Source organism: Paraburkholderia bryophila (genome assembly GCF_003269035.1).
Classification (GTDB): Bacteria; Pseudomonadota; Gammaproteobacteria; order Burkholderiales; family Burkholderiaceae; genus Paraburkholderia; species Paraburkholderia bryophila.
Genome location: NZ_QLTK01000015.1, coordinates 113,195 through 137,639, shown reverse-complemented (window position 1 = coordinate 137,639; position 24,445 = coordinate 113,195). Strand labels below are relative to the sequence as shown.

Sequence of the window (24,445 nt, the reverse complement as noted above, 5' to 3'; positions counted from 1 at the left end):
CGCGCGAGACTATCCGCAACGGGTTCGCACAATCGCCGTTTTTCTGTCAGCATCACGGCCAGCGTCTGCGTTGGCTGAAGGGCATGTGCCACGCATACATCTCAGCGAAGCAGATTCTCGAAACGCGTTGTTCGAACAGCGTCATGGCCACCGTCCCGCCCCTTCCAATGAACGTCAAAACTGTCTTCGCCTGTGCTGTCGTTGTCGTCTGCGGCGCGTGCGCCGCGCTCGTGCCCGGCTTCGTCGCGGCTCAGATGTCGCGCGGCGACTCGCGTGCCGAACTGTATCGCCGCAACCTGCTGTCGGGTAAAGACGTGCCGTGCCGGACCAACGCGTCCTGCGCAGCGCTGGGTGTCGTCGCGCTCGATGCGGGCCGCATCAAGGAAGCACAAACCCTGGTCGCAATGGAAGGCGCGCTCGCCGAGGCCACCGCGATGCAGGCCGAAGAAGAGAACTCGCCGAAGGCCAGCAGTTCGGCGCGCGCCCGCATTGCCATGGCGTACGTGCATCAGGGCGACGTGCAACTGAAGCTGGGCGAGTTGCCCGACGCGCGCGCCTCTTATCGCACCGCGGTGAGCCGCGGCGACGACTATCCCGGCGATGCGCTGCTGGGGCGTGCCGTGGCGGCCGCGCGAGAACGCCTCGAAGCGATCGCCGGCAAGGCGGTCGTGCACGGCGTGCCGCCGGAAGGCGCGCGCTTTATCCACTACGTGACGTTCGACGCGTGGAACAGCATTGCGTTGAAGCCGGTGAAAGGGCGCCACGGCGTCTATCGGATCGATGGCGATTTCATGCATCCGAGCGTCGGCGAAGACGGCCAACCGGGCGCGAGCACCGGCAATCTGTCGGCCTACGTGCGCTTCTACGACGGCGTGGCGCGCGTGCCGGTGAGCGAGGCCGGCGGCGACGCGCCGCTGGAGGCCACCGCGAAGATCGTCAGCCTTGCACCCTACGACAGGCGCGACGATAAATGCCTGCTCGAGTTCAGGCTCTCCGCGCCGGAAACGCTCGACGTGCTCACGCATGGTTCAGCGCTGGCGTGCGGATTCGGCGTCAATGTGAGCGCCGACGGCCGCTACTATCTGGTGACCGGTTCCTGAACCGCGGCGGCCCACGGCGCCGCGCACCGCGTCGTTGATCGCGCGTAGCTTCCAGGCGCGGGCGGCGGCGCTTATCATGCAGCGGTAGCCTAGGTTTCCTGCTTGTCAGAAAGCGTTTCCCGATCAACCGCTCAGAGAAAAACGCTCGCCCATGCAAAGCATCCTCGACTATCCCGTGCTTGTGTTCATCGTGTCCCTGGTCTCCATGTGGCTGGCGGCGCGCATCGGCGCGGCGCTGCTGCGGCGCTTCAGAAAAATCGAGGACGACGCCCGCGAAGACTTCAGCGTCATTCAGGCCGCCACGCTCACCCTGCTGGCGCTGATTATCGGCTTTACGTTCTCTATGGCGGTGGGGCGCTACGATCAGCGCAAGAACTACGAGGAAGAAGAGGCGAATGCGATCGGCACCGAATACGTCCGCGCCGACCTGCTGCCCGCGGCCGACGCGGCCACCGTGCGCGGCTTGCTGAAGGTCTATCTCGACGAGCGCGTGCTGTTCTACACCACGCGCGACGACCAGGAACTCGCCAAGGTCAACCGCGAAACCGAACGCTTGCAGAACGCCATGTGGGCGACCGTGAAGAACGCCGCCGTCGCACAACCCACGCCGGTTGCCGCGTTGGCCGTGGCCGGCATGAACGACGTGCTGAATAGCCAGGGCTATACGCAGGCAGCGTGGTGGAACCGCATACCGTATGCCGCGTGGGCGTTGATGACCTTGATGGCGGTATGCGCCAACGTGCTGGTCGGCTACGGCGCACGCGCGTTGAAGTCGAGCGCCGGCCTGCTGCTGATCGTGCCGCTGGCGGTGTCGTTGTCGTTCACGCTGATCGCGGATATCGACAGCCCGCGTGGCGGCGTGATTCGTGTGAAGCCTCTCAATCTTCATGCGCTGGCGGATTCGTTCCGCGCGCCCTGATTGCTGACGTAGCGGCGGTATCGCGCCGCTACGTGCGCACCGCACCGTATTCGAGAGGAATGTGATGTCCGATATCGTCAAGACGATTACCCGTTTCAACGCCGGCCGCGATCCCGAACGGCTCGCCATGAAATACCAGGCCATGCGCAGTTCGCCGTTCGTGTTTCTGCGCGGTACCTGTCATCTGTTCTACGCGGGTTTGCCGCGCGAAAAGGTGCTCGACGAAGCGCCGCCGGTCTGGATTTGCGGCGACATGCATCTGGAAAATTTCGGCAGCTACAAGGGCGACAATCGCCTCGTCTACTTCGACAACAACGACTTCGACGAAGCCTGCCTCGCGCCGAATCTCTACGAACTGGCGCGCCTCCTGACGAGCGTGCTGGTCGGCGCCGCCGACCTCAAGGTGAGCCGCGCGCAGGCGCTCGCGCTCTGTCACACCGCGCTCGATTCATACGGCGCGGCGCTCGTGTTTGGCAAGGCACGCTGGATCGAAGCGGAAACGTCGGTCGGCATGGTCCGCGATCTGTTCGACGCGCTGGCGAGCCGCCCGCGTGCCGCGTTTCTGGACCGGCGCAGCGTTCTGAAGGGCAAGACCCGCGTGCTGAAAGTGGACGGCAAGAAGGCGTTGCCGGTCAGCGATCAACAACGCGCGGCGGTCACGGAATTCATGAATAAGTTCGCGGCGAGCCAGCCGAATCCGGAGTTCTATCGCATTCTCGACGTCGCGCGGCGCATTGCCGGCACCGGCAGTCTCGGCGTGGACCGCTACGTGATGCTGGTGGAAGGCAAGGGCTCGCCGGACGGCAATTTTCTGATCGATCTGAAAGAAGCGTTGCCGTCTTCGGTCATGCCGCATGTGCGTACGACGCAGCCGAAGTGGCAGAGCGAAGCGCAACGCGTCGTCGACGTGCAGCGGCGCAATCAGGCGGTCTCGCAGGCGTTTTTGCATGCAGTCGATTTCAATCAGCGTTCCTACGTGTTGCGCAGTTTGCAACCGTCGGAGGATCGCGTGGCGCTCAGCGATTGGGACGGCAAGCTGCCGCGCCTCGAGGAAGTGGTCAACAGCATGGCCCAACTGAGCGCGTGGGCGCATCTTCGCAGCGGCGGCCGGCAGCACTCGTCGATTGCGGACGAACTGATCGCGTTCGGCAATCGCAAGGATTGGCAGTTGCCGTTGATCGAAGTGGCAACGCAGTGCGAGACTCAGGTCACCGCCGACTGGAAAGCGTATTGCGAAGCCTATGATCGCGGCGAGTTCAAGGTGCCCGCAGCCCATTGAGATTCGCGCGCGCTGCGGTGCATGACATGCGGAGCGCCCGGCTCGCTTAACCCATTCGTTTGGTTTGACTCGCGCGCCGCCGCGCTTCAACCAGCATCGCCAAATGCACGGCGCATGACAGTGCCGTGCATGCCAGCCTCGCTCCAGACAAACCCTGATTGCTGCGCGGATTGCCCCGCTGATATCGTTCGCTGGACTGATGTGGAAGCGCTTCCACTTGCACGTTGGCTTCGCCGGCCTCGCTGGCGTCGCGCCTTCCGCCGTACCCGGTTCAATGACCTCAGCGCAGGAGAATCCGTGGCAAACGACGCACCCGCTGTATCCGACGCACGCTCCCCCCAATCGCTCGCCGACCCGTTCACGCCGCCCGCCGACTCGTCGCTGTGGCGCAAGAACTTTCTGCTCGGCGCGGCCACGGCTTCTTATCAGATCGAAGGCGCGGTGGCTGAAGACGGCCGCCTGCCGTCGATCTGGGACACGTTCTCGGCCACGCCCGGCAAGGTGCTCGCCGGCGACACCGGCGCGGTAGCCTGCGACCACTATCACCGCTGGCAAGAAGACGTGGACATGCTGGCGGGGCTCGGCCTCGAAGCCTATCGGCTGTCGATTGCGTGGCCGCGCGTGATGGACGCGTCCGGCGCGCCGAACCGTAAAGGCCTCGACTTTTACAAGCGCTTGCTGGCGCGCCTGAAAGAGAAGGGCATCGCGACCTCCGTCACGCTGTATCACTGGGATTTGCCGCAGCATCTGGAAGATCGTGGCGGCTGGCTGAATCGCGATACCGCGTACCGCTTCGCCGACTACGCCGATCTGATGAGCCGCGAACTGGCCGGCAGCGTCGACGCCTGGTCCACGCTCAACGAACCCTGGTGCTCCGCGTATCTCGGCTACGGCAACGGTCATCACGCGCCGGGTCTCGCCGATGGGCGCTTTGCCACGCAGGCCATGCATCATCTGCTGCTGGCGCACGGTCTCGCGATACCGGTGCTGCGCGCCAACGATCCAGCCTCGCAGAAGGGGATCGTCGCCAACATGGGGCGCGGCACGGCAAATAGCGACAGCGCCGCCGACCGGCGCGCGGCGTATCTGTTCGAGGTGCAGCACAATGCCTGGATTCTCGATCCGCTGCTCAAGGGCGCCTATCCGCCCGATCTGTTCGAGTTGTGGCCGGGCACCGAACCGCTGGTGCTGGACGGCGACATGCAGACCATTGCCGCGCCGCTCGATTTTCTCGGCGTCAACTATTACTTCCGCACGAACCTGGCGAGCGACGGCGCGCACGGTTTCAGGGAAGTGCCGCCGGAAGGCGTGGAGCGCACGCAGATGGGCTGGGAGGTGTATCCGGATGGCTTGTACGATCTGCTGACCGGCTTCAAGAAAACGTATGCGAACCTGCCGCCGATCTACATCACCGAAAACGGCATGGCGTCGGACGACAAGGTGACCGACGGCCACGTGGACGACACGCAGCGCATTGCGTTTCTCAAACGCCATCTCGCCGCGGTCGATCAGGCGATCAAGGCGGGTGTCGACGTACGCGGTTATTTCCTGTGGTCGCTGATGGATAACTTCGAATGGGCGTTCGGTTACGAGCGCCGGTTTGGGGTCGTGCATGTGGACTACGCTACGCAGAAACGCACGATCAAACGCAGTGCGGAGCTGGTGGCGAAATTTCTGCGGGAGCGCAAGGCACGAACATAGAGCACGCTCATAAAGCACGCGGTTAAAAGCAGTAGAGCTGGTTTGCATGTCGACTTGAAACACGGGCGCCAGGCCTGGCGCAACTAGGTTGCATGGGATCGGTGCCAACGCTTGGCCCACGCGGCGAACGCGCTGACGCCGACCGACAGGAGACGGAATGAACAGCAAAAAAATCGCCTTGCGAGGCATCGTGGCGGCAATGGCGTTGTATGGCGTCGTTGCGCAGGCGGATCCCTTGAAGGCCAACGTGATTCACTGGTGGACCTCGGGCGGCGAGTCGGCCGCGATTCGCCAGTTCGCCGATGCGTATAACAAGGCCGGCGGCCAATGGGTCGACAACGCGGTGGCCGGCGCCGATCAGGCGCGCTCCACGGCGATCAACCGGATCATCGGCGGCGATCCGCCCACCGCCGCGCAGTTCAATACGTCCAAGCAGTTTCACGACCTGATCGATCAGGGCCTGCTGAACAACGTCGACGACGTCGCCGCCAAGGAAAACTGGAACGGCGTATTCCCGCAGTCGATCATCGACAGCATCAAGGTGAAAGGGCATTACTATGCCGCGCCCGTCGACATTCATATGCCCGCCTGGTTCTTCTATTCGAAGCCGGTGTTCCAGAAGGCCGGGATTGCCGCCGAGCCGAAGAGCTATGACGAATTCCTCGCCGATCTCGGCAAACTGAAAACCGCCGGTGTGATTCCGCTCGCGCTCGGCGGTCAGCCGTGGCAGGAAAAAATCACCTTCGACGCCGTGTTCGCCGACGTAGGTGGTCCCGATCTCTATCTGAAGGTGTATCGCGATCGCGACCAGAACGCCGTGAAGTCCGATGCGTTCAGGAAGGTGCTCGCCGCGTTCAAGCGCCTGCACGATTTCGTCGATGCCGGTTCGCCGGGCCGCAACTGGAACGACGCGACCGCACTGGTGATTTCCGGCAAGGCGGGCGTGCAGATCATGGGCGACTGGGCCAAGGGCGAATTCTCGGCGGCCAGACAGGTCGCGGGCAAGGACTTCGGCTGCTTCCCGGGTTTCGGTCCGCATTCGCCGTATCTGGTCGCGGGCGACGTGTTCGTGTTCCCGAAGACGGATAATCCCACCACCATCAAGGCGCAGAATCTGCTCGCCACGGTGATGACCTCGCCGGCCGCGCAAGTCGCGTTCAGCGCGAAGAAAGGCTCGATTCCGATTCGTCCCGACGTGGACGTGAGCAGTCTCGACATCTGCGCGAAGGAGGGCATGGCGATCATGAAGGACAAGTCGCGCCAGTTGCCGAATCCGGAAATGCTGCTGTCGCCCGACACGCAGGGCGCGTTGATCGACGTCATCACCAACTTCTGGAACAAGAACCAGTCGGTGGATGACGCGCAGAAAGCTTTTGCCAGCGCGTTGAAGAGCTAGGGGGGCGCAGCATGCACGCGCTCAAGGTGCCCGCCGCCGGGTCGAAGTCTGCTGCGCCGTTGCGCAATGCGCCGCACAGCGGACCACGCCGCAAGCCGCTGAAAAAGCGCTTTCCGTTCGCGGCGTGGCTGGCGTTGCTGCCGATGGTCCTGACCGTCGTGTTCGCGTACCTCGGCACAATGGTCTGGACCGCGCGCGTGTCGCTCAGCAATTCGCGCACGTTTCCTTCCGGCGATTTCGCGGGCCTCTCGCAATACGCGCGGCTGTTCAATAACGACCGCTGGCTGCTGTCGCTGCAGAACGTCGTGATCTACGGCGTGTGCTTTATCGTCGCGTGCATGGTGATCGGTTTGCTGCTGGCGATCTTCATCGATCAGCGCGTGGTCGCGGAAGGCGCGTTGCGGACGATCTTTCTCTATCCGTACGCCATGTCGTTCGTCGCGACCGGTCTCGTCTGGCAATGGATCCTGAATCCGGAGCTCGGCGCGCAGGCCGTGTTGCACAGGCTCGGCTTCGCGCATGCGCGCTTCGACTGGATCGTCGATCAGGACTGGGTGATCTACACGATCGTCATCGCGACGGTGTGGCAGGCCTCCGGTCTGGTGATGGCGTTACTGCTTGCCGGCTTGCGCGGTATCGACGAGGAACTGTGGAAAGCCGCGCGTATCGACGGTATTCCGCGCTGGCGCGTGTATGCGAGCATCGTGGTGCCGATGCTCGGACCGTCGCTGTCCACCGCCTTCGTGCTGCTGTTCGTGATGGTCGTGAAGCTCTACGACGCCGTGGTCGCGATGACGCAAGGCGGTCCCGGCACCGCCAGCGAAGTACCGGCCAAGTTCATCATGGACTATCTGTTCGGACGCGCCAATATCGGCCTCGCGTCGGCGGCGTCCATCGTTTTGCTGGCCACCGTGCTGGCGATTCTCGCGCCGTTCTTCTATGCCCGCAGCCGCGCCGCGTTGCGCAAGGAGGCGTGATGAACACGCTCAGTTCGCCGCTGAAAAACGGCCCGCCGAGTGGTACACGCCCACGGCGCAAGCGTGCCGCATTCACGCCGGCGCGCCTTGGCGTCTACGCGTTTCTGCTCACCGCCGCGCTGTTTTTCCTGCTGCCTTTGTACGTGATGCTGGTGACGTCGGTCAAGCCGATGAGCGAGATTCGTCTCGGCAATCTGCTGGCGTTTCCCGCGCATTTCACGTTGGACGCGTGGAGCGCAGCGTGGCAAACCGCCTGTACCGGACTCGATTGCAACGGCATTCAGGTCGGCTTCTGGAACTCGGTGCGCATCGTCGTGCCGAGCACGATACTGTCGATTGCAATCGGCGCGGTGAACGGCTATGCGTTGTCGTTCTGGCGGCCGCGCGGCGCGGGCTTGCTGTTCGGCGTGCTGCTGATGGGCGCGTTCATTCCGGTGCAGGTGATGGTCTATCCGCTCGTGCGGGTGCTGGCGAGCGTGCATCTGTTCAGTTCGTTGCCGGGCATCGTGGTGATTCACACGATCTTCGGCATGCCGGTCATGACGCTGCTGTTCCGCAACTACTACGCGTCGATTCCGCAGGAACTGTTCAAGGCCGCCCGCATCGACGGTGGCGGCTTCTGGCGTATCTTCATGCAACTGATGCTGCCCATGTCCACGCCGATCATCGTCGTGGCGGTCATCATGCAGGTGACGGGCATCTGGAACGACTTCATTCTCGGGCTCGTGTTCGCCGGCACAAAGAATCTGCCGATGACCGTGCAACTGAACAACATCATCAACACGACGACCGGCGAGCGGCTCTATAACGTCAATATGGCGGCGACCATTCTGACTTCCATGGTGCCGCTGGCGGTGTACTTCGTTTCGGGCCGCTGGTTTGTGCGCGGCATTGCGTCCGGCGCGGTGAAGGGGTAGACGGCTATGGCAAATCTTGCGACTACGGTTGACATGGCGGACGCAGCAGGTGCGGCTGATATTGCCGATACGGCGGGTCTCGCGAATCCGGCCAACGTGGCGGTGCGCAATCTCACCATCCGCCTCGGCGCGAACACCGTGATCGAAAATCTCGATCTCGACGTGCGTGCCGGCGAGTTCGTGGTGTTGCTCGGCCCTTCGGGTTGCGGCAAATCCACGTTGCTGCACAGCATTGCCGGACTGATCGACGTGAGCGACGGCAGCATTGAAATTGCCGGCGAAGACATGACGTGGGCCGATCCGAAAGATCGTCGCATCGCGCTGGTGTTTCAGTCGTACGCGCTGTATCCGACCATGAGCGTGGAGCGTAATCTCTCGTTCGCGTTGCGCATCAACGGTACGCCGAAGGCGGAAATTGCGCGGCGCGTGGCGCGTGCGTCCGACATGCTGCAACTCGGCCCGCTGCTCAGGCGCAAACCGGCGCAGCTGTCGGGCGGCCAACGGCAGCGCGTGGCGATCGGCCGCGCGATCGTGCGCGAAGCAGACGTGTTTCTGTTCGACGAGCCGCTGTCGAATCTCGACGCCAAATTGCGCACCGAGCTGCGCCGCGAACTCAAGCAATTGCATCAGCGTCTGGGCGCGACGATGATCTACGTGACGCACGACCAGGTCGAGGCGATGACGCTTGCCACCCGCATGGCGGTAATGCGCGGCGGCGTGATCCAGCAGTTCGGCACGCCCGCCGAAGTCTATGCGCGGCCCGACAATCTGTTCGTCGCGACCTTCCTGGGTTCGCCCGCCATGAACCTGTTCACCGGCACGCTGGAAACGCGCGACGGCGCGGTCTACTTCCGCACGCCGCAATGGCGGCTCGATGTGTCGGCGTATGCGTTCAAACACGCACCCGCGCAAGCGTTGCGCTGCGTGCTCGGCGTGCGGGCGGAAGACGTCAAGGTCGGCGCGGAGCAGAGCGAGCGCGCGAAAGTTTCGCTGGTGGAGCCGATGGGCAACCACCGCGTCATTTGGCTCGACTATCATGGCGTACAGGTCGCCTCGATCGATCAGACGAAGACACCGGTGGCGCTCGCGGACACGGTCGCGTTTGCGTTCGATAGCGCACAGGTCTCGCTGTTCGACGAAGCGGGGGGCGAGCGGTTATAGCGCGTTTGGCGACGCCAACGGCGCTCTTGAATACAACAAGGCTTGACGGAGATCCGCGTGGCTACACTCAAAGATGTCGCGGCACTCGCCGGCGTGGGCATGTCGACCGCGTCGCGCGCCATTTCCGGCAAAGGGCCGATCTCGGCCGACGCGGCCGCCCGCGTGAAGGCTGCCATCGAGACTTTGAACTTCCGCCCGTCGTCGATCGGGCGCGCCATGGCAACGCAGTCGCTCGGCATGGTCGGCATTTTCGTGCCGACTTTCTTCGGCTCGTATTACGGCACGATTCTCAAACAGACCGATACCGAACTACGCGCGGTGCGCCGTCACGTGGTGGTGGCGACCGGCTGCGGGGAAGTGTCGCCGCGCGAGCAGGCCATGGAGGCGGTGCGCTTTCTGATTGGCCGCGATTGCGACGGCGTGGTGGTGATCAGTCACGATCTGCACGACGAAGACCTGATCATGCTGCACAAGATGCATCCGAAAATGGTGTTTCTGAACCGCGCGTTCGATCAGCTGCCGGAGGCGTCGTTTTGCGCGGATCACCGGCGTGGCGGCGAGCTGGCGGCACGCACGCTGCTCGATCATGGGCACCGGCATATCGCGGTGATTTCGGGGCCGTTCAGCGCGTCGGACAACCAGACCCGGCTTGCGGGTTTCTTCGCCGAACTGGCGCGGGAGGGCATTGCGCGCGAGGACGTCACGCTGATCGAATCGGACTTCTCGCCGGAGGGCGGTTACGCCGCCACCCGCAAGTTGCTCGACACGACCCGGCGCTTCACAGGGCTGTTCTGCGCGAACGACACGATGGCGGTGAGCGCGCTCGCGTACCTGCACGAGGCGGGGGTGGCGGTGCCGGACGAGGTCTCGGTGATTGGTTACGACGACGATTACTCGGCCGCTTATGCGTCGCCCGGGCTGACCTCGGTGCATATCCCGACCGCGGAACTGACGCAGAACGCGGTGCGGTGGTTGCTCAATCAGTGCTACCGGACCACATGGGAAGTCTTCCGCGAGTTTCCGGTGAGCGTGACGATGCGCAAGTCGGTGGGGCGGGCACCGGGCGTGGCTTAGGTACCGCTGCGCAGCGACTGTTCGTGGCGCTGACGGGCTTCCTCTTCGAGCCGCGTGTCCTCGAGTTCCTGCAGCACCGCTTCCAGATCGATCGGCGTGGTGTCGAGTTCGACGCGGCCGGTCAACTCGCTCTCTACATGCAACGCGCCTGCTTCGTACAGCGCCCAGATTTCCTTGCCGTAGCTGGCTTCCAGCAATGCCGGTGCGAACTGCCCGAAATACGTGGCGAGGTTATTCACGTCGCGTTCCAGCATGGCGGGCGCTTCGAGATTGCCGGCGGCATTCACCGCCTGCGGCAGGTCGATGATGACCGGACCGTCGGCGGCCAGCAGAATGTTGTACTCGGACAAGTCACCGTGAATCATGCCGGCGCACAGCATGCGCACCACTTCCCGAACCAGCACGGCGTGCAGTTCGATTGCGCGTGCTTCGCTCATCTCCACGTCGTTCAGACGCGGCGCGACATTGCCGTCGGCGTCGGTGACCAGCTCCATCAGCAACACACCGTCGGTGCAGATAAACGGCTGCGGCACGCGTACGCCCGCGTTGGCGAGTTGGAACAGCGCGTCGACTTCGGCGTTCTGCCATGCCTGTTCCTGCACTTCGCGCCCGTAACGGCTGCCTTTTTCCATGGCGCGCTGTTCGCGGCTGTTCTTGACCTTGCGGCCTTCGCGATACGACGCGGCCTGGCGGAAACTACGCTGTTTGGCGTCTTTATAGACCTTCGCGCAGCGAATGTCGTCGCCGCTGCGCACCACGTAGACGGTGGCTTCCTTGCCGCTCATCAACTGCGAGATGACTTCGTCGATCAGGCCTTCTTCGACCAGCGGGAGCAGACGTTTCGGTGTTTTCATGCGGCGGCCTTCGAGCGGAAGGCGGCGCGGCGGCCGTGTGCGGCCGGTTGGGAGAGGGTATCGAGCGAGATTCGGATCATGCCGGATTATAAAGGGTTAGGCGGTCGTGACCGGAACGCGGGCGCCAAGGCGCGGGGTTTCGCCAGCAAATGGTCGTGCCGACGTTGCATCAGACCTGAAAGACACTTTCCATCCGCTGGATTTCGGGCCGCGACAGATTGAGCGCGGCGGCCTCGTCCCGCCATGTTTCGACGGCATCCCGCACCTCGCCGACGATCTGCCGCGCCTGGGCCGCGTCGACGCGATAGAACTCGGCTGTGTCGATCACGGCGTCGAGATCGGGCAGGGCGCTCATCGAGTCCAGCGTCAACGCATGTTCGCGCTTGCTCGGGTTCGGATTCATGTCGAAGGCGGGCGACAGACGCCAGCCCGACGCTTCACGAATAAAGCCGTGATTGCGCAGATGATCGTCGCGATTGCCCACCATGACATTGAACACGACGCGTTTGAAGAGTTGCGCGAGATCGCTGTCGATATGGCCTTGCGCGCCGTTGTTCGCCAGATATTCGGCGAGGTCCAGATAGCTTGCGTCCGAATCGCCGTCCTGCCGCTCGAGCAAGGTCATGGCCGACGCGTACATACGCCGGCGGCTGTCGTACCGGTCGAATCGTTCGACGCAGAAGGTGCCGTAACGCGCGCCCACGTATTTGAGCTCGGACGCAGGCACCCAGATGCCCGCTTTGCTTGCCAGCCGATGAAGGAGGTACTCCCATGCGCCAATGTCGTAGCGGTCTTCTTTTGCCGGAAATTTGGCGATCCACAGGTCGTGGCCGAGGCTGGTGAAATTGGCTTTCGGACGCGCGCCGCCCAGCGACGTGCCCGGCGCGATCAGCATGGCCAGCCATTGCTCGTATTCCGGCATTTTTTCGATGTCGGCCTCTTCGATGCGAAGGCTGATATACGCGAGGGTGGCGAGATCGGTGACCGGCGGCGCGGCCTCGGCGCTGTTGTCGAGAAAATCGCCGGCGGTGTTCTGAAACCGCAGCGCGCCGACTCTCGTCAGGTCGTGAACGCCGAGCAGGAAATCGATTTCCTGCAAATGACGCATGGGCCGGTCTTCCCGATCCGCGGCGGCGGCTTCGCGACGCTCCATCAACACGCGGCCCCAGCGGTCCGGCGCCGAGTCCATGAAGATGCCGAACGCCACGGCTTTCGCGGGCGGGTATTGCTCGTCGGTCCACAACTCGAGGCGCGGGTCGAGCATGAAGGCGTGGCGTCCGTCCACCCAGTTCTGCTCGTAGGCAAACGAAGCGGGTAAGTCAGTGCGCGTGGTCTGGCGATACAGCGTGCCGACCTGCTGCAGGCTGCCTACCGTGACGTCGTCGAGAAACACCTTGAAGGTGTCGCGAGGTTTATTGCTGGCCATCGGTTTTCCGGGCGGGTTTTCCGGCCGGCCGCGAGGCCTTGCCGCGAGCGGCGCCCGGCGCGTTCGCGCGCGGCTTGCGTTGACCCGCCAGCTTGAGGTCCTGCAGTTTCCGGCCGAGTGCGTCGTCGCGGGCGACGACGTCCATGTCCTTGTCGAGTCCCAGGACCCGCAGCGCTCGCATATAGGTGCCGAGCGCGATGCCAGGATCGCCTTTCTCGAGACGGTGCAGCGTGTCGCGTGAAATGCCGAGCCGTTCGGCGAACAGCGTGGCGGGCAGTTCGCGGCGCAGGCGGGCCAGTTTCAGGCGTTCGCCGAGCGCGCGTATCTGCTTCTCGACGGACGGAAAGGGGCGCTGAAGGGTGCGGGACATGTCCGATAGATTAGTCAAACAGATCGGATATGTCAAAAGTATCGGACAAATGGCTGTTCTTTCAATGCCTTGGGCATCGTGATAACGCCGTTTCATGGAGATAACGTCCGATATTTAAGGCAAAAATTGGTCATGTGTCTGAAGTATCGGACGTTTCAATGCATCAACTATGCTCGAAACGCGTCCCGTCGCCGTAACGGCGCTGTAATCGTCTGCAACAGTGTTTTGCTGTTTCCCCTCCTGCGGTTTGTTTTTGCCCAGCTTAAACTTGCCGGTAACAATTTGTTACGGGGCCCGAGATGTTGACCGCATTCTTCATTGCCTGTCCGCTTTGCATCGTCGTGCTGTTCAATTTCGCGCGTCATGTCGATCCGGTCACGGGCCACTTCAAGCGTTAAATCCAGAAGCCGGATAGCCCGGCGCTTGCCTTTGTGTGCCGAATCGCAGCACGATGCGCGATTACCATCAAGAATGGGGCAGCATCGCGTATGCGAGATTTTCTGGCGGGTATGACGGCGCGGATAAGCGTGCTGAAGGGCGTCCTTCCGTTGACGCGCGGTGGCGCCGCGCGCGATGCGCTGGCGGGCGTGCAACTCGCGTCGATGGACATTCCACAAGTGCTGGGCTACGCGCGTATCGCCGGCATGCCCGCGGTGGCCGGGCTCTACACCGTTTTCCTGCCCTTGCTCGCCTTCGCGTTTTTCGGCGCCTCACGGCATCTCGTGGTCGCCGCCGATTCCGCGACCGCCACCATCTTTGCGAGCCGGCTCTCCACCATGGCGCCGGCGTCGAGCGTGGAATATGCGTCGCTCGCCGCGATGGTCGCGTTGCTGACCGCCGCGTTGCTGCTCGTCGCGCGTATTTTCAAACTGGGCTTTCTGGCCGACTTCCTGTCGCGCACCGTGCTGGTCGGCTTCCTTGCGGGGGTCGGCGTGCAGGTCGGCATCGCCATGCTCGGCGACATGTTCGGCGTGCCCGGCCATGCGGCCAGCAGCGTCGCGCAGTTGGCGCTGGTGGTGCGCGAAGCGGCGCAGATCCATCTGCCGACCCTCGCCATTTCGCTGCTGGTGGTCGTCGCCATTCTTGCGTGCAAACGCTTTTTGCCGCGTGCGCCGATGCCGCTGTTCGCGGTCGTGGCGGGCATCGCCGCCAGCGATATCTACGGTTTCGCGGCACATGGCATCTCCGTGCTGGGGCCGGTGGCGGGCGGACTGCCGCCGTTGCGTATGCCTTCAGTAAGCTGGCAGCAGATGCTCGATCTGTTACCCGTCGCGGCCTCCTGTTTCGTGATGATCGTCGCGCAGAGCGCCGCCGCGAGCCGCGTGTTCGCGGAGCGCTATCACGAACCCGTGGACACCAACGCCGACCTGCTGGGCATTGCCGCGGCCAACGCGGCGGCGGCGTTCACGGGCGCCTTCGTGGTCAACGGCAGCCCGACGCAAACGGCCATGGGCGATCGCGCGGGGACGCGCAGCCAGTTCGCGCAGGTCGTATTCGCGGCGGTGGTGGTGGTCGTACTACTATTTTTCAGTCGTTTTCTGCAGTATCTGCCGCATTGCATTCTCGCCAGCATCGTCTTCACGATCGCCGTCGGCCTGATCAACGTGCAGGCGCTGTTTTCGATTCGCCGTGAAAGTCCGGGTGAATTCGCGCTGGCGGTGTTCACCGCGCTGGCTGTCGTGCTGATCGGCGTCGAGCACGGCATTCTGGTGGCCGTGGCGCTCTCGCTGCTGCGCCACGTGCGCCACAGCTACCGGCCGCACACGATGATCCTCGCGCCCGGCGACGACGGCGTCTGGGTGCCGGTGCCAGCCGCCCCCGGCATGCAGACCGCGCCGGGGTTGATCGTTTATCGCTTCGGCGCCGATCTGTTCTACGCGAACGACCACTTTTTCGTCGACGATTCGCGCCGTCTGATCGATCACGCGCCGAGCAAGGTGCGCTGGTTCGTGGTCGACGCGAGCGCGATCACCGACCTCGACTATTCGGCGGCGCGTTCGGTCGGGGAGCTGTGCCAGGCGTTGAAGGCCAGCGGCATCGAGGTGATCTTTGCCCGCGTGAACCGTTATCTGCGCGCGGACATGGACCGGCATGGCATCACACCGGTGATCCACACGAGCTGCATTTTCAGCACGTTGCATGAGGCGCTGCGCTCGGCGGGCGTGGAGAAGCCGGATCGTCACGTCAAGGAAGCCACCTAGCGGCCGGTTCCGTTTAGCGCTGCGGTTCGTCGTCGAAAAAGAAATGGCCGATAAAGAAGCACGCACCGGCAACGGCGGCGCCCAGCACGGCCACCGTATAAGCGAGCGTGGGGCCGTGCCACAGTCCGTCGAACCAGTCGTGAAGCTGCGCCATCAGCACTTCGGCCGTGCCGCCAATACGCTGCAACTCGATCTGGTAGCGCGGATCGGCGATGCCGTACTGGGAGACGGCGCTGTCGGGCGGCGCGGCGGTTGCATGGAGAATCAGCGCGGCGATCAGACTGCCGGTCAGCACCGCGGCACCCGCCAGATAAAACCGCTTCCGCGATGACGGGCGTTGCGCGCCCGGGTTTGAATCGTCGTTACCGCTCATGGTGTTCGTGCATCCGCTTGGCTTTTCGTGGCGACAGTATCGCAGAGCAGCGCTGCGCGTCATGAACGCCCGGCGCGCGGCTAGCTTTTCGACGTCAGCATCTTGAGACCGGCAATCCCGAACATGATCGCCAGCGAACCGTCGAGCCAGCGCCGGATTGCCAGATAGATACGGCGTGCCGACGCGGTCGAGAACAGCACCGCGTAGCTGCTGAACACCGAAACGCCGATGCACATGCACCCCAACACCACCGGCAAGGTATGCGAGCCGCCGCCGGCGGGCGACATGGCCAGCGACACGATCGATAGCCAGACCAGAACCGCCTTCGGATTGGTGAGGTGCAGCAACAGTCCGCGCAGATAGAGACGTTGCGGCGGCTCGTCCGGGCGTGCCGAGGAGGTCGGCAATGCTTCGGTGCTGAAGGCGGAGCGTGCGGACTTGAAACCGAGCCACAGCAGATAGAGTCCGCCGGCAATCTTGATCGCGACCAGACCCTCCGAGTAAGAGGCCAGCACGGCCGACAACCCCAGCGAGGCCAGCAGCGCCCAGAAGAACGAACCCGACACCACGCCGAGCGCGAAAGTAAGGGCGGCGCGCCTGCCCGCGCTCATGGCCAGCGACATGATCGCGAGGTTGCTCGGCCCGGGGCTGGCGGTGCCGACGAAGTACGCGCCGTAGGCGATCAGGACATCGGCGCTGAGGAGGGGGCTGGTGATCATGGGTTAAACCTCGATGGCGGGCAAACCGTGCCGCTCGACACGAACTTGGGAAAACGGCGACTCGATGCGCGAGCAACGATTCTGAGCGCTTCCACGCCACGCTTACAGATACAGTTGTCATGGAGCGCAACAGCACAATCGCACGTGTGCGTCGATGCCGGTGTCGGCGTGATCGTTCACGCGCAGGCCGCCGTGCCGATACAGTCGGCGAGCGCATCCGCCACCGCCTGCCGGCTGTGCCGCGGACGCTGCACGAGGCCAATCTCACGGTGAAAAGTCGCGTCGCCGAGTTCGAGCGCGACGACATTGGCGGGCCACTTGCCCAGGCCGGCCGTCTTCGGAATCAACGCCACGCCGATGCCGCGCGCGACGAGTTGGACGATCCCCTGCAACTCGTCGAGCTCGATCACGTCCTGCACATTCAGCCGCGCGCGCCGCAGAAACCGGTCGACCAGCCTCCCGCCGAACGACGCGCGGTCGTAGCGGATAAACGGCGCGCTCCTAAGCAGTTCGCGCCAGGCGGGCTGGTTGCGCGCGAGCGCCTTCGGCGCGAGCAGCACGAACGGCTCGCTGGCGAGCGTGCGCCATTCGAGTTCGGACGGCAGCGCGAATGGCGGCCGGATGATGACCGCCAGATCGAGTTCGCCGGAATCCACCTGGCCCAGCAAGCCCAGCGACACGCCCGGCACCACGCGAATTCGCCAGCCGGGGCGGTCGTCGCGAAAGCGCGCGAGCGCATCGGCCAGAAACGACACCTGCGCGGACGCGATCGCGCCCACCCGCAGCATGCCGCTTTCGGCCGCTACCGCGCCGCGTTCCGAGAGCCGCGCGTACAGCGTCATCATTTCCCCGGCGAGCGCCAGCGTTTCGCGGCCCGCGTCGTTCAACGTGGCGGAGCGCCCGGTCCGGTCGAACAGCGCGAAGCCGAGTTCTTCCTCGAGCCGCTGCATCTGCGCGCTCACGGCGGATTGCGTCAGGCCGATACGCGCGCCCGCGCCGGAAAACGTGCCGTACTGGCTGACGGCGATAAAGGTTTTGAGTTCCCTCAGCATGCTCGATTGATCGATTTTAGTGTTGGTCAGATCAAATATATATGGTTTTCAAGCAAATTTGGTCATGGTTAAAATGGCCTTCCCATATCAACCGAGAGCCTTCCTGCCATGAGCGTTGCCGAAACCAGTCTGCCGCCGTTCCATCTGGCGTTTCCTGTTCATAGCCTCGCCGCCGCGCGCGAGTTTTACGGCGACCTGCTGGGTTGTCCGGAAGGCCGCAGTTCGGAGGCGTGGGTCGATTTCAACTTCTACGGTCATCAGATCGTCGCGCACCTCGCGCCGGAGGAAATCGGCCACCGTCACACCAGTAAGGTGGACGGCGACGCCGTGCCGGTCCGTCACTTCGGCGCCGTGCTGTCCATGGCGCAATGGCAGGCCGCCGCGGACAAGCTGCAACAGGCGGGCATCGATTTCATCATCGAACCGCATGTGCGTTTCAAGGGCGAAGTCGGCGAGCAGGCGACCATGTTCTTTCTCGATCCGTCGGGCAATGCGCTGGAATTCAAGGCGTTTGCCGATATGTCGTCGTTGTTCGCGAAGTAGTTTCTTACGGATGTAATGCAGTTCGGCTTCGAGACTGAACCCGTTTTGAAAGACGGATTAAGTATTTGCTTGTCATAATTTGTTCTGAGCGCCTGTCTCGCCGTTTGCGCGCGAGGCAGGCGATTTCAAATCGCGCCAACGGCGCCCATCTTCATTCAACAAACGTTTGCGAATGGCCAACTTCGGCCGTGTTTCAAACGCATTTCGCCTTACATTAACCTTCCTGACAGTTCCGCCATTTTCACGCCATGCAGGTGTTGGTGCTACCGATCTAGCATATGCGCTGGATTCAACCATCCCTTACCAGCATTCTCTCGGGCGCGTTTCATGTGGATCGTCAACGTTGCGCTTAAACGGCCATACACGTTCATCGTGATGGCCATTCTGATCTTGCTGGCGACGCCGTTCGTGCTGTTCACCACGCCGGTCGACGTGTTGCCGGAAATCAATATTCCGGTGGTCAGCATCATCTGGAATTACACCGGTTTGTCGGCCGAAGACATGGCCAACCGTATCACCTCGGTCAATGAGCGCAGTCTGACCACCACCGTCAACGACATCGAGCACATCGAGTCGCAGTCGCTGGCGGGCATCGCGATTCTGAAGATCTTTCTGCAACCCACTGCGAACATCCAGACCGCGATCGCGCAGACCGTCGCGGTGGAGCAGGCGCAGCTCAAGCAGATGCCGCCGGGCGCGACGCCGCCGCTCGTGATCAGCTATTCGGCCTCGAGCATTCCGGTGATCCAGCTCGGCCTGTCGAGCCCGAAGCTTTCGGAGCAGGCGCTCAACGACACCGCGCTGAACTTCCTGCGTCCGCAACTCGTCACGATTCCCGGCGCGGCCGTGCCGTATCCGTACGGCGGCAAATCGCGTCTGATCTCGGTCGACCTCGATACGCGCGCGTTGCTGGCCAAAGGCCTGACGCCTTCGGACGTGGTCAGCGCCTTCAACGCGCAGAACCTGATTCTGCCGACCGGTACAGCCAAGATCGGGCCGAAGGAATACACCATCAACATGAACGGCTCGCCCGCCACGGTGGAAGGGCTCAACGACATTCCGGTGCGTACGCTCAACGGCGCGACCACCTATCTGCGCGAGGTCGCGCACGTGCGCGACGGTTTCTCGCCGCAGACCAATATCGTGCGTCAGGACGGCCACCGCGGCGTGTTGATCTCGGTACTCAAGAACGGCAGTGCATCGACGCTGTCGATCGTCAATACGCTGCGCGATCTGCTGCCGAACGCGCGCGCGTCGTTGCCGGCGGACCTGAACGTGACGGCGCTGTTCGACCAGTCGGTGTTCGTGAAGGCGGCCGTGCAGGGCGTGGTGCGCGAGGCGCTGGTGGCCGCCGCGCTGACCGCCGCGATGATTCTGCTGTTCCTCGGCAACTGGCGCAGCACCTGCATCATCGCGATCTCGATTCCCTTGTCGATTCTGTCCTCGCTGATTGCGTTGCATGCGCTCGGGCAGACCATCAACATCATGACGCTCGGCGGCCTGGCGCTCGCCGTGGGGATTCTGGTCGACGATGCGACGGTGACGATCGAGAATATCGAACGGCATCTGCATATGGGCACGAATCTGCACGACGCGATTCTCGACGGCGCCGGCGAAATCGCCATTCCGGCGCTGGTGTCGACGTTGTGTATCTGTATCGTGTTCGTGCCGATGTTTTTCCTGACTGGCGTGGCGCGTTATCTGTTCGTGCCGCTCGCCGAAGCGGTGGTGTTCGCGATGCTCGCCTCGTACGTTCTGTCGCGCACGCTGGTGCCGACGCTCGCGATGCTGCTGATGGGGCACGCGCACAAGCCGAAAGCAGGCGCGAAACCGAATCCGTTCATGCGCATCTATCACCGCTTCGACCAGGGCTTCGAGCGCATGCGGGCCGGCTACATCATGATTCTGAGCAGCGTGCTGGTGCGGCGCGGGCGCTTCGGCAGCCTGTTCCTCGGCTTCTGCGTCGTCTCGATGGGGCTGATTTTCGTGCTCGGCGAAGACTTCTTCCCGAGTGTCGACGCGGGCGATATCCGCCTGCATATGCGTGCGCCGACCGGCACCCGGATCGAGGAAACGGCGCGTCTCGCGGACGAAGTCGAGAAGACGATTCGCGAGGTCGTCCCCGCGAAGGAACTGGGCACGATTCTCGACAACCTCGGCTTGCCGTATAGCGGTATCAATCTCTCGTACAGCAACGCCGGCACGATCGGCACGCTCGACGGCGAGATCCAGGTGGCGCTGAACGAAGACCATAAGCCGACGCAAATCTATATGGACAAGTTGCGCACGATCCTGCCGCAACGTTTTCCGGGCGTGGAGTTTTTCTTCCAGCCGGCCGACATCGTCACGCAGATCCTGAACTTCGGTCTGCCCGCCGCCGTGGACGTGCAGATTTCCGGTGCGGATCAGCAGGGCAACTTCGACGTCGCGCGCAAACTGCTCAAGCAGGTGCGCATGATTCCGGGTACGGTGGACACGCACGTCCAGCAGAAACTGGATGAACCGACCATCAATCTTCAGATGGATCGCACCCGTTTGCAGCAGCTCAATCTGAGCGCGAGCAACGTGGCGCAAAACGTGCTCATTTCATTGTCGGGCAGTTCGCAAACGTCGCCGGGTTTCTGGTTCAACAACCGCAACGGGGTCGAATATAGCGTCGCGGTGCAGACGCCGCAGTACCAGGTTTCGTCGATCGACGAATTGCTGCGCACGCCGGTGTCGGGCTCGGCCAACGGTCCGACGCAACTGCTGGGCAACCTGGTGCGCGTGTCGCCGCAGAGCCAGTTCGCGGAAGTCACGCACTACAACATCAAGCCGGTGATCGATTTGTACGTGAGCGTGGAAAACCGCGACCTGGGCAGCGTGGCGAGCCAGGTCGACAAGCTGGTGAACGACGCGCGCGCGTCGCTGCCGCGCGGCAGTCAGATCGTCGTACGTGGCCAGGTTCAGACCATGCGTAGTTCGTTCTTCGGGCTAGGTATTGGCGTGGCGATGGCGATCGTGCTGGTGTACCTGTTGATCGTGGTGAACTTCCAGTCGTGGGTCGATCCGCTGATCATCGTCAGCGCGTTGCCGGCGGCGCTCGCGGGCATTGTGTGGATGCTGTTTCTGACCGGCACGCATCTGAGCGTGCCGGCGCTGACCGGCGCGATCATGACGATGGGCGTGGCGACCGCCAACAGTATTCTGATGGTCTCGTTCGCGCGCCAGCGGCTCTCGGCCGGCGCACCGCCGCTTACCGCCGCGCTCGAAGCCGGCGCCAGCCGGATCCGGCCGGTGCTGATGACCGCCTTCGCCATGATCATCGGCATGATTCCGATGGCGCTCGGTCTCGGCGAAGGCGCCGAGCAGAACGCGCCGCTCGGCCGCGCGGTGATCGGCGGTCTGCTGTTTGCCACGGTGTCCACGCTGTTTTTCGTGCCGCTGGTGTTCGCAGGTATCCATACCCGGCTCGCACGGCGCCATGGCAACGACGACGATACGCCTCACTCGGGCCGCCACGACGGCGACCATGACAACGGTAACGGTAATGGCAACGACGGCCCCGCGCCGGACCACGGCGGCGCTGCCAAGCCCGCGTAAAGTTAAATGACGGCTGACTGAAATGACCGAAAAAACCCATGCATCGCTAGCGATCCCCGCGCGAGAGACCGAAGGCGGGCACGCATTACCGCCGCGCCATCGCGAATGGAAGCGCGCCAAAATCGCCATCTGGATCGTGCTGGTGCTGCTCGCCGTGGGCGCGTTGCGTACCGTGATCGCGGACGTGCTGCAAAGCCGCTCGGTGGCGGAGACGACCAAACAGAACGCCACGCAATACGTGAACGTGGTGAGCCCAACGCAGACCGCGGGTGGCGGCGACACGCTGTTGCCGGGCACCTTGCGCGGCAACGTGGAGTCGCCGATCTATGCGCGCTCGACCGGTTATCTGCTGCACTGGTACGCCGATATCGGCGCGCGAGTGAAGCAGGGGCAACTGCTGGCCGATCTGGACACGCCGGAAATCGATCAGGAGTTGGCGCAGGCGTTGGCGCAGCGTCAGCAAACCAGCTCGAGTCTCGGCCTTGCGAAGAGTTCGCTGGACCGCTGGCAGCAATTGCGGCAGCGCGACGCGGTGTCGCAACAGGAGCTGGACGAACGGCAGAGCACGTACACGCAAGACCTCGCCAACCTCGCCGCCGCTGATGCCAATGTCAAACGTCTGCAGCAGCTGGAATCGTTCAAGCGCATCGTCGCGCCGTTCGCGGGCGTGGTCACGCAACGCAACGTCGACGTCGGCGACCTGATCGACGCGGGCAGCGGCACGAGCCGGGCGCTGTTCGCGCTGGCGCAGTCGGACCCGCTGCGCGTTTACGTGCAATTGCCGCAGGCCTACGCACAAAACGTCTCGGTCGATCAGAAGGTGGTCGTGACGCAGGCGGAACTGCCCGGTCAGCAATTCCACGGCACGATCACGCACATGTCCGGCGCGATCGACGTGCCGACCCGTTCGCTGCAGATCGAAGTGACGCTGCCGAACCCCGACGGCAAGCTGCGCCCCGGCGCCTATGTCCAGGTCGCGGTGCCGGCAGTGGCCCACGCGCAACTGATGGTGCCGGGCAACGCACTGCTGTTCCGCGCGGAAGGTCCGCGAGTCGCGGTGGTCGACGGGCAGGGCAAGGTGCAGTTGCGCAAGATCGTGATCGCGCAGGATCTCGGGCAAACACTCGAAATCGAAAGCGGGATCGAGGCAAGTGACAAAGTGATCATCAACCCGAGCGATTCGATCGCGGACGGCGATCGCGTGCAGATCGCCCAGCCGTCGAAAAACGGCAAGGAGGCGTCGTGAGGGGCGTGGGTCCATACCGGGCGATCGCGACACTCGCGGGCGCGGCCTTGCTCGCGGCGTGTACGGTCGGTCCGGACTATCGGCGGCCCCAAGCCGAGGTGCCGCCTGTGTGGCAGACCGATTCGTACTGGCGGGTCGCCGAGCCGTCGCACGCGCCGATCGCGCTCGACTGGTGGAGCGGCTTCGGCGACCCGGCGTTGGCCGCGCTGGAAACCCAGGCGCTTGCGCAAAACCAGACGCTGGCGGCCGCTAGCGCTCACTACGCGCAGGCCACGGCGACGCTCGCGAATACGCGCGCGCAGCAGATTCCCGAGGTCGACCTTGGGGCCTCCGGCTCGCGCTTCCGTATTTCGAAGGATCGTCCGCTGACCAATTACGCGGTGCCGACCACGTCGACGGTGCAGAACAATGTGCAGCTCGGCCCGACGATCAACTACGACACCGATCTATTCGGCCGGATACGTCGTCAGGTGGAAGGCGCCACGGCGTCGGCGGAGCAATCGGCCGACGACCTCGCCAACGCGCGGCTGGTGCTGACCACCGACCTCGCCACCGACTATTTCTCGCTGCGCGAACTCGACGCCGAGATCGACGTGTTGAACCAGTCGGTGAAGCTGCAGCAGAAAGCGCTGGACTACGTGACCTCCGAGCACGATCTCGGCTCGGTGTCGGGGCTCGACGTGTTGCAGCAGAAGTCGCTGCTCGACTCGACGAAGGTGCAGGCGCAACTTCTCCTGAATCAGCGCGCGCAATTCGAACATGCAATCGCCGCGCTGGTCGGCGTCCCCGCGCCGCAGTTCGCCATCGCCCCGAAGGTGCTCGACACGCAGGTGCCGGCGATTCCGCTCGGCGTGCCGAGCGACGTGTTGCAGCGCCGTCCGGATATCGCCTCCGCCGAACGCGCGATGGCCGCCGCGAACGCGCAGATCGGTGTGGCCAAGGCGGCCTTTTTTCCGAGCCTGACGCTGACGCCGGGCATCGGCTGGGAAGCCACCCAGTTCGCCAGTCTGCTGAGCGCGCCGACCCTGATGTGGACGCTCGGTGCGACGGTCGGCCAGGTGCTGTTCGACGGCGGCCGCCGCGCGGCGAACGTAAAGTTCGCGAGCGAAGGCTACAAGGCCGACGAGGCCAACTACCGGCAAACCGTGCTGACCGCATTCCAGCAGGTGCAGGACGGTATCACCGGCCTGTCGGTGCTGGACGGCGCGGCGAAGCAGTCGCACGAAGCGGTGACGGACGCGCAGCATCTGCTGTCGCTTGCCAACGACCGCTATTCGGGCGGCCTCGTCGCGTACCTCGACGTGATCACCGCGCAGCAGTCGCTGCTCACGAGCGAGCGCCAGGACGTGCAGATTCATGGCCAGCAGATGACGCTGTCGGTTGCGCTGGTAAAGGCATTGGGCGGCGGCTGGGAGGCCGGCACGCCGCTGGCAAGCGCCGCGAATGACGCTGCGAAAGAAGGACAATCGAACGACGCGAAGGAGGCGATGGCCCCCACGCGGTGAGCCGGCCGATCATGAACAGGTGTGGGTGGGAGAGGGATGGGCAGGCAATG

The 24,445-nt window shown here is 63.7% G+C and carries 20 protein-coding genes; 14 read left to right on the top strand and 6 right to left on the bottom strand.

The window, feature by feature from the left end; genetic code table 11:
• The first annotated feature begins 167 nt into the window (after positions 1 to 167).
• The 9 genes from BX591_RS21455 (at position 168) to BX591_RS21415 (ending at position 10,524) form a co-directional block, all read left to right on the top strand.
• On the top strand, positions 168 to 1,100 hold the full coding sequence (locus tag BX591_RS21455) for a hypothetical protein (RefSeq protein WP_111933314.1): 933 nt from the start codon (positions 168 to 170) through the stop codon (positions 1,098 to 1,100).
• Positions 1,101 to 1,251: 151 nt separating this feature from the next.
• Positions 1,252 to 2,019: a bestrophin-like domain gene (locus BX591_RS21450; RefSeq protein ID WP_111933313.1), complete on the top strand. Its 768-nt coding sequence runs from the start codon at positions 1,252 to 1,254 to the stop codon at positions 2,017 to 2,019.
• Between the two features lie 64 nt (positions 2,020 to 2,083).
• On the top strand, positions 2,084 to 3,298 hold the full coding sequence (locus BX591_RS21445; protein ID WP_111933312.1) for a DUF2252 domain-containing protein: 1,215 nt from the start codon (positions 2,084 to 2,086) through the stop codon (positions 3,296 to 3,298).
• A gap of 297 nt (positions 3,299 to 3,595) precedes the next feature.
• Positions 3,596 to 4,999, top strand: coding sequence for a GH1 family beta-glucosidase (locus tag BX591_RS21440; protein WP_111933311.1), 1,404 nt, complete (start codon positions 3,596 to 3,598; stop codon positions 4,997 to 4,999).
• A gap of 157 nt (positions 5,000 to 5,156) precedes the next feature.
• Positions 5,157 to 6,395 carry an ABC transporter substrate-binding protein gene (locus BX591_RS21435; RefSeq protein ID WP_111933310.1) on the top strand — a complete coding sequence of 413 codons (1,239 nt, stop codon included), beginning with the start codon at positions 5,157 to 5,159 and terminating at the stop codon, positions 6,393 to 6,395.
• 11 nt (positions 6,396 to 6,406) lie between these two features.
• On the top strand, positions 6,407 to 7,372 hold the full coding sequence (locus BX591_RS21430) for a carbohydrate ABC transporter permease (protein WP_111933309.1): 966 nt from the start codon (positions 6,407 to 6,409) through the stop codon (positions 7,370 to 7,372).
• Positions 7,372 to 8,289, top strand: coding sequence for a carbohydrate ABC transporter permease (locus tag BX591_RS21425; protein WP_111933308.1), 918 nt, complete (start codon positions 7,372 to 7,374; stop codon positions 8,287 to 8,289). The genes BX591_RS21430 and BX591_RS21425 overlap by 1 nt, the downstream gene beginning before the upstream one ends.
• 6 nt (positions 8,290 to 8,295) lie before the next feature.
• Positions 8,296 to 9,450 (top strand): ABC transporter ATP-binding protein, encoded by a 1,155-nt coding sequence (locus BX591_RS21420; protein ID WP_111933307.1) that lies wholly within the window; start codon positions 8,296 to 8,298, stop codon positions 9,448 to 9,450.
• 57 nt (positions 9,451 to 9,507) lie between these two features.
• Positions 9,508 to 10,524 (top strand): LacI family DNA-binding transcriptional regulator, encoded by a 1,017-nt coding sequence (locus tag BX591_RS21415; RefSeq protein WP_111933306.1) that lies wholly within the window; start codon positions 9,508 to 9,510, stop codon positions 10,522 to 10,524.
• Here BX591_RS21415 and BX591_RS21410 read toward each other — a convergent pair.
• The 3 genes from BX591_RS21410 to BX591_RS21400 all read right to left on the bottom strand — a co-directional run bounded on the left by BX591_RS21410 (position 10,521) and on the right by BX591_RS21400 (position 13,174).
• Positions 10,521 to 11,378: a PA4780 family RIO1-like protein kinase gene (locus tag BX591_RS21410; RefSeq protein ID WP_111933305.1), complete on the bottom strand. Its 858-nt coding sequence runs from the start codon at positions 11,376 to 11,378 to the stop codon at positions 10,521 to 10,523. The genes BX591_RS21415 and BX591_RS21410 overlap by 4 nt on opposite strands.
• A 169-nt stretch (positions 11,379 to 11,547) precedes the next feature.
• Complete coding sequence (locus tag BX591_RS21405; RefSeq protein ID WP_111933304.1) at positions 11,548 to 12,804, bottom strand: type II toxin-antitoxin system HipA family toxin; 1,257 nt, start codon at positions 12,802 to 12,804, stop codon at positions 11,548 to 11,550.
• Complete coding sequence (locus BX591_RS21400; protein WP_111933303.1) at positions 12,791 to 13,174, bottom strand: helix-turn-helix domain-containing protein; 384 nt, start codon at positions 13,172 to 13,174, stop codon at positions 12,791 to 12,793. Before BX591_RS21400 ends, BX591_RS21405 begins: the two co-directional genes overlap by 14 nt.
• Positions 13,175 to 13,662: 488 nt before the next feature.
• Here BX591_RS21400 and BX591_RS21395 point away from each other — a divergent pair, with 488 nt between their 5' ends.
• Positions 13,663 to 15,375, top strand: a complete 1,713-nt coding sequence (locus BX591_RS21395; RefSeq protein WP_176343106.1) for a SulP family inorganic anion transporter — start codon at positions 13,663 to 13,665, stop codon at positions 15,373 to 15,375.
• Between the two features lie 13 nt (positions 15,376 to 15,388).
• Here BX591_RS21395 and BX591_RS21390 read toward each other — a convergent pair whose 3' ends face one another.
• The 3 genes from BX591_RS21390 to BX591_RS21380 all read right to left on the bottom strand — a co-directional run bounded on the left by BX591_RS21390 (position 15,389) and on the right by BX591_RS21380 (position 17,519).
• The gene (locus BX591_RS21390; RefSeq protein ID WP_111933301.1) at positions 15,389 to 15,748 is read right to left on the bottom strand and encodes a hypothetical protein; all 360 of its coding nucleotides are present in this window, start codon (positions 15,746 to 15,748) and stop codon (positions 15,389 to 15,391) included.
• 80 nt (positions 15,749 to 15,828) lie between these two features.
• Positions 15,829 to 16,467 carry a LysE family translocator gene (locus BX591_RS21385; RefSeq protein ID WP_111933300.1) on the bottom strand — a complete coding sequence of 213 codons (639 nt, stop codon included), beginning with the start codon at positions 16,465 to 16,467 and terminating at the stop codon, positions 15,829 to 15,831.
• A 176-nt stretch (positions 16,468 to 16,643) separates the two neighbouring features.
• Entirely contained in the window at positions 16,644 to 17,519 is an 876-nt protein-coding gene (locus tag BX591_RS21380) for a LysR family transcriptional regulator (protein WP_111933299.1), read from the bottom strand.
• A 108-nt stretch (positions 17,520 to 17,627) separates the two neighbouring features.
• Here BX591_RS21380 and BX591_RS21375 point away from each other — a divergent pair, with 108 nt between their 5' ends.
• The 4 genes from BX591_RS21375 (at position 17,628) to BX591_RS21360 (ending at position 24,395) form a co-directional block, all read left to right on the top strand.
• Complete coding sequence (locus BX591_RS21375; RefSeq protein ID WP_111933298.1) at positions 17,628 to 18,062, top strand: VOC family protein; 435 nt, start codon at positions 17,628 to 17,630, stop codon at positions 18,060 to 18,062.
• A gap of 327 nt (positions 18,063 to 18,389) precedes the next feature.
• Complete coding sequence (locus tag BX591_RS21370) at positions 18,390 to 21,644, top strand: efflux RND transporter permease subunit (protein ID WP_111933297.1); 3,255 nt, start codon at positions 18,390 to 18,392, stop codon at positions 21,642 to 21,644.
• Between the two features lie 22 nt (positions 21,645 to 21,666).
• Entirely contained in the window at positions 21,667 to 22,890 is a 1,224-nt protein-coding gene (locus BX591_RS21365; RefSeq protein WP_111933296.1) for an efflux RND transporter periplasmic adaptor subunit, read from the top strand.
• Positions 22,887 to 24,395 (top strand): efflux transporter outer membrane subunit, encoded by a 1,509-nt coding sequence (locus BX591_RS21360; protein ID WP_111933295.1) that lies wholly within the window; start codon positions 22,887 to 22,889, stop codon positions 24,393 to 24,395. Before BX591_RS21365 ends, BX591_RS21360 begins: the two co-directional genes overlap by 4 nt.
• The last annotated feature ends 50 nt before the right edge of the window (positions 24,396 to 24,445 follow it).

Excerpts from the sequence above, each read along its gene's own strand:
- BX591_RS21380 (WP_111933299.1), bottom strand. The coding sequence starts at position 17,519 with ATGCTGAGGGAACTCAAAACCTTTATCGCCGTCAGCCAGTACGGCACG.
- BX591_RS21425 (WP_111933308.1), top strand. The coding sequence starts at position 7,372 with ATGAACACGCTCAGTTCGCCGCTGAAAAACGGCCCGCCGAGTGGTACA.
- BX591_RS21450 (WP_111933313.1), top strand. The coding sequence starts at position 1,252 with ATGCAAAGCATCCTCGACTATCCCGTGCTTGTGTTCATCGTGTCCCTG.
- BX591_RS21365 (WP_111933296.1), top strand. The coding sequence starts at position 21,667 with ATGACCGAAAAAACCCATGCATCGCTAGCGATCCCCGCGCGAGAGACC.
- BX591_RS21370 (WP_111933297.1), top strand. The coding sequence starts at position 18,390 with ATGTGGATCGTCAACGTTGCGCTTAAACGGCCATACACGTTCATCGTG.
- BX591_RS21455 (WP_111933314.1), top strand. The coding sequence starts at position 168 with ATGAACGTCAAAACTGTCTTCGCCTGTGCTGTCGTTGTCGTCTGCGGC.
- BX591_RS21430 (WP_111933309.1), top strand. The coding sequence starts at position 6,407 with ATGCACGCGCTCAAGGTGCCCGCCGCCGGGTCGAAGTCTGCTGCGCCG.
- BX591_RS21400 (WP_111933303.1), bottom strand. The coding sequence starts at position 13,174 with ATGTCCCGCACCCTTCAGCGCCCCTTTCCGTCCGTCGAGAAGCAGATA.
- BX591_RS21390 (WP_111933301.1), bottom strand. The coding sequence starts at position 15,748 with ATGAGCGGTAACGACGATTCAAACCCGGGCGCGCAACGCCCGTCATCG.
- BX591_RS21435 (WP_111933310.1), top strand. The coding sequence starts at position 5,157 with ATGAACAGCAAAAAAATCGCCTTGCGAGGCATCGTGGCGGCAATGGCG.
- BX591_RS21405 (WP_111933304.1), bottom strand. The coding sequence starts at position 12,804 with ATGGCCAGCAATAAACCTCGCGACACCTTCAAGGTGTTTCTCGACGAC.
- BX591_RS21385 (WP_111933300.1), bottom strand. The coding sequence starts at position 16,467 with ATGATCACCAGCCCCCTCCTCAGCGCCGATGTCCTGATCGCCTACGGC.
- BX591_RS21375 (WP_111933298.1), top strand. The coding sequence starts at position 17,628 with ATGAGCGTTGCCGAAACCAGTCTGCCGCCGTTCCATCTGGCGTTTCCT.
- BX591_RS21395 (WP_176343106.1), top strand. The coding sequence starts at position 13,663 with ATGCGAGATTTTCTGGCGGGTATGACGGCGCGGATAAGCGTGCTGAAG.
- BX591_RS21445 (WP_111933312.1), top strand. The coding sequence starts at position 2,084 with ATGTCCGATATCGTCAAGACGATTACCCGTTTCAACGCCGGCCGCGAT.
- BX591_RS21410 (WP_111933305.1), bottom strand. The coding sequence starts at position 11,378 with ATGAAAACACCGAAACGTCTGCTCCCGCTGGTCGAAGAAGGCCTGATC.
- BX591_RS21420 (WP_111933307.1), top strand. The coding sequence starts at position 8,296 with ATGGCAAATCTTGCGACTACGGTTGACATGGCGGACGCAGCAGGTGCG.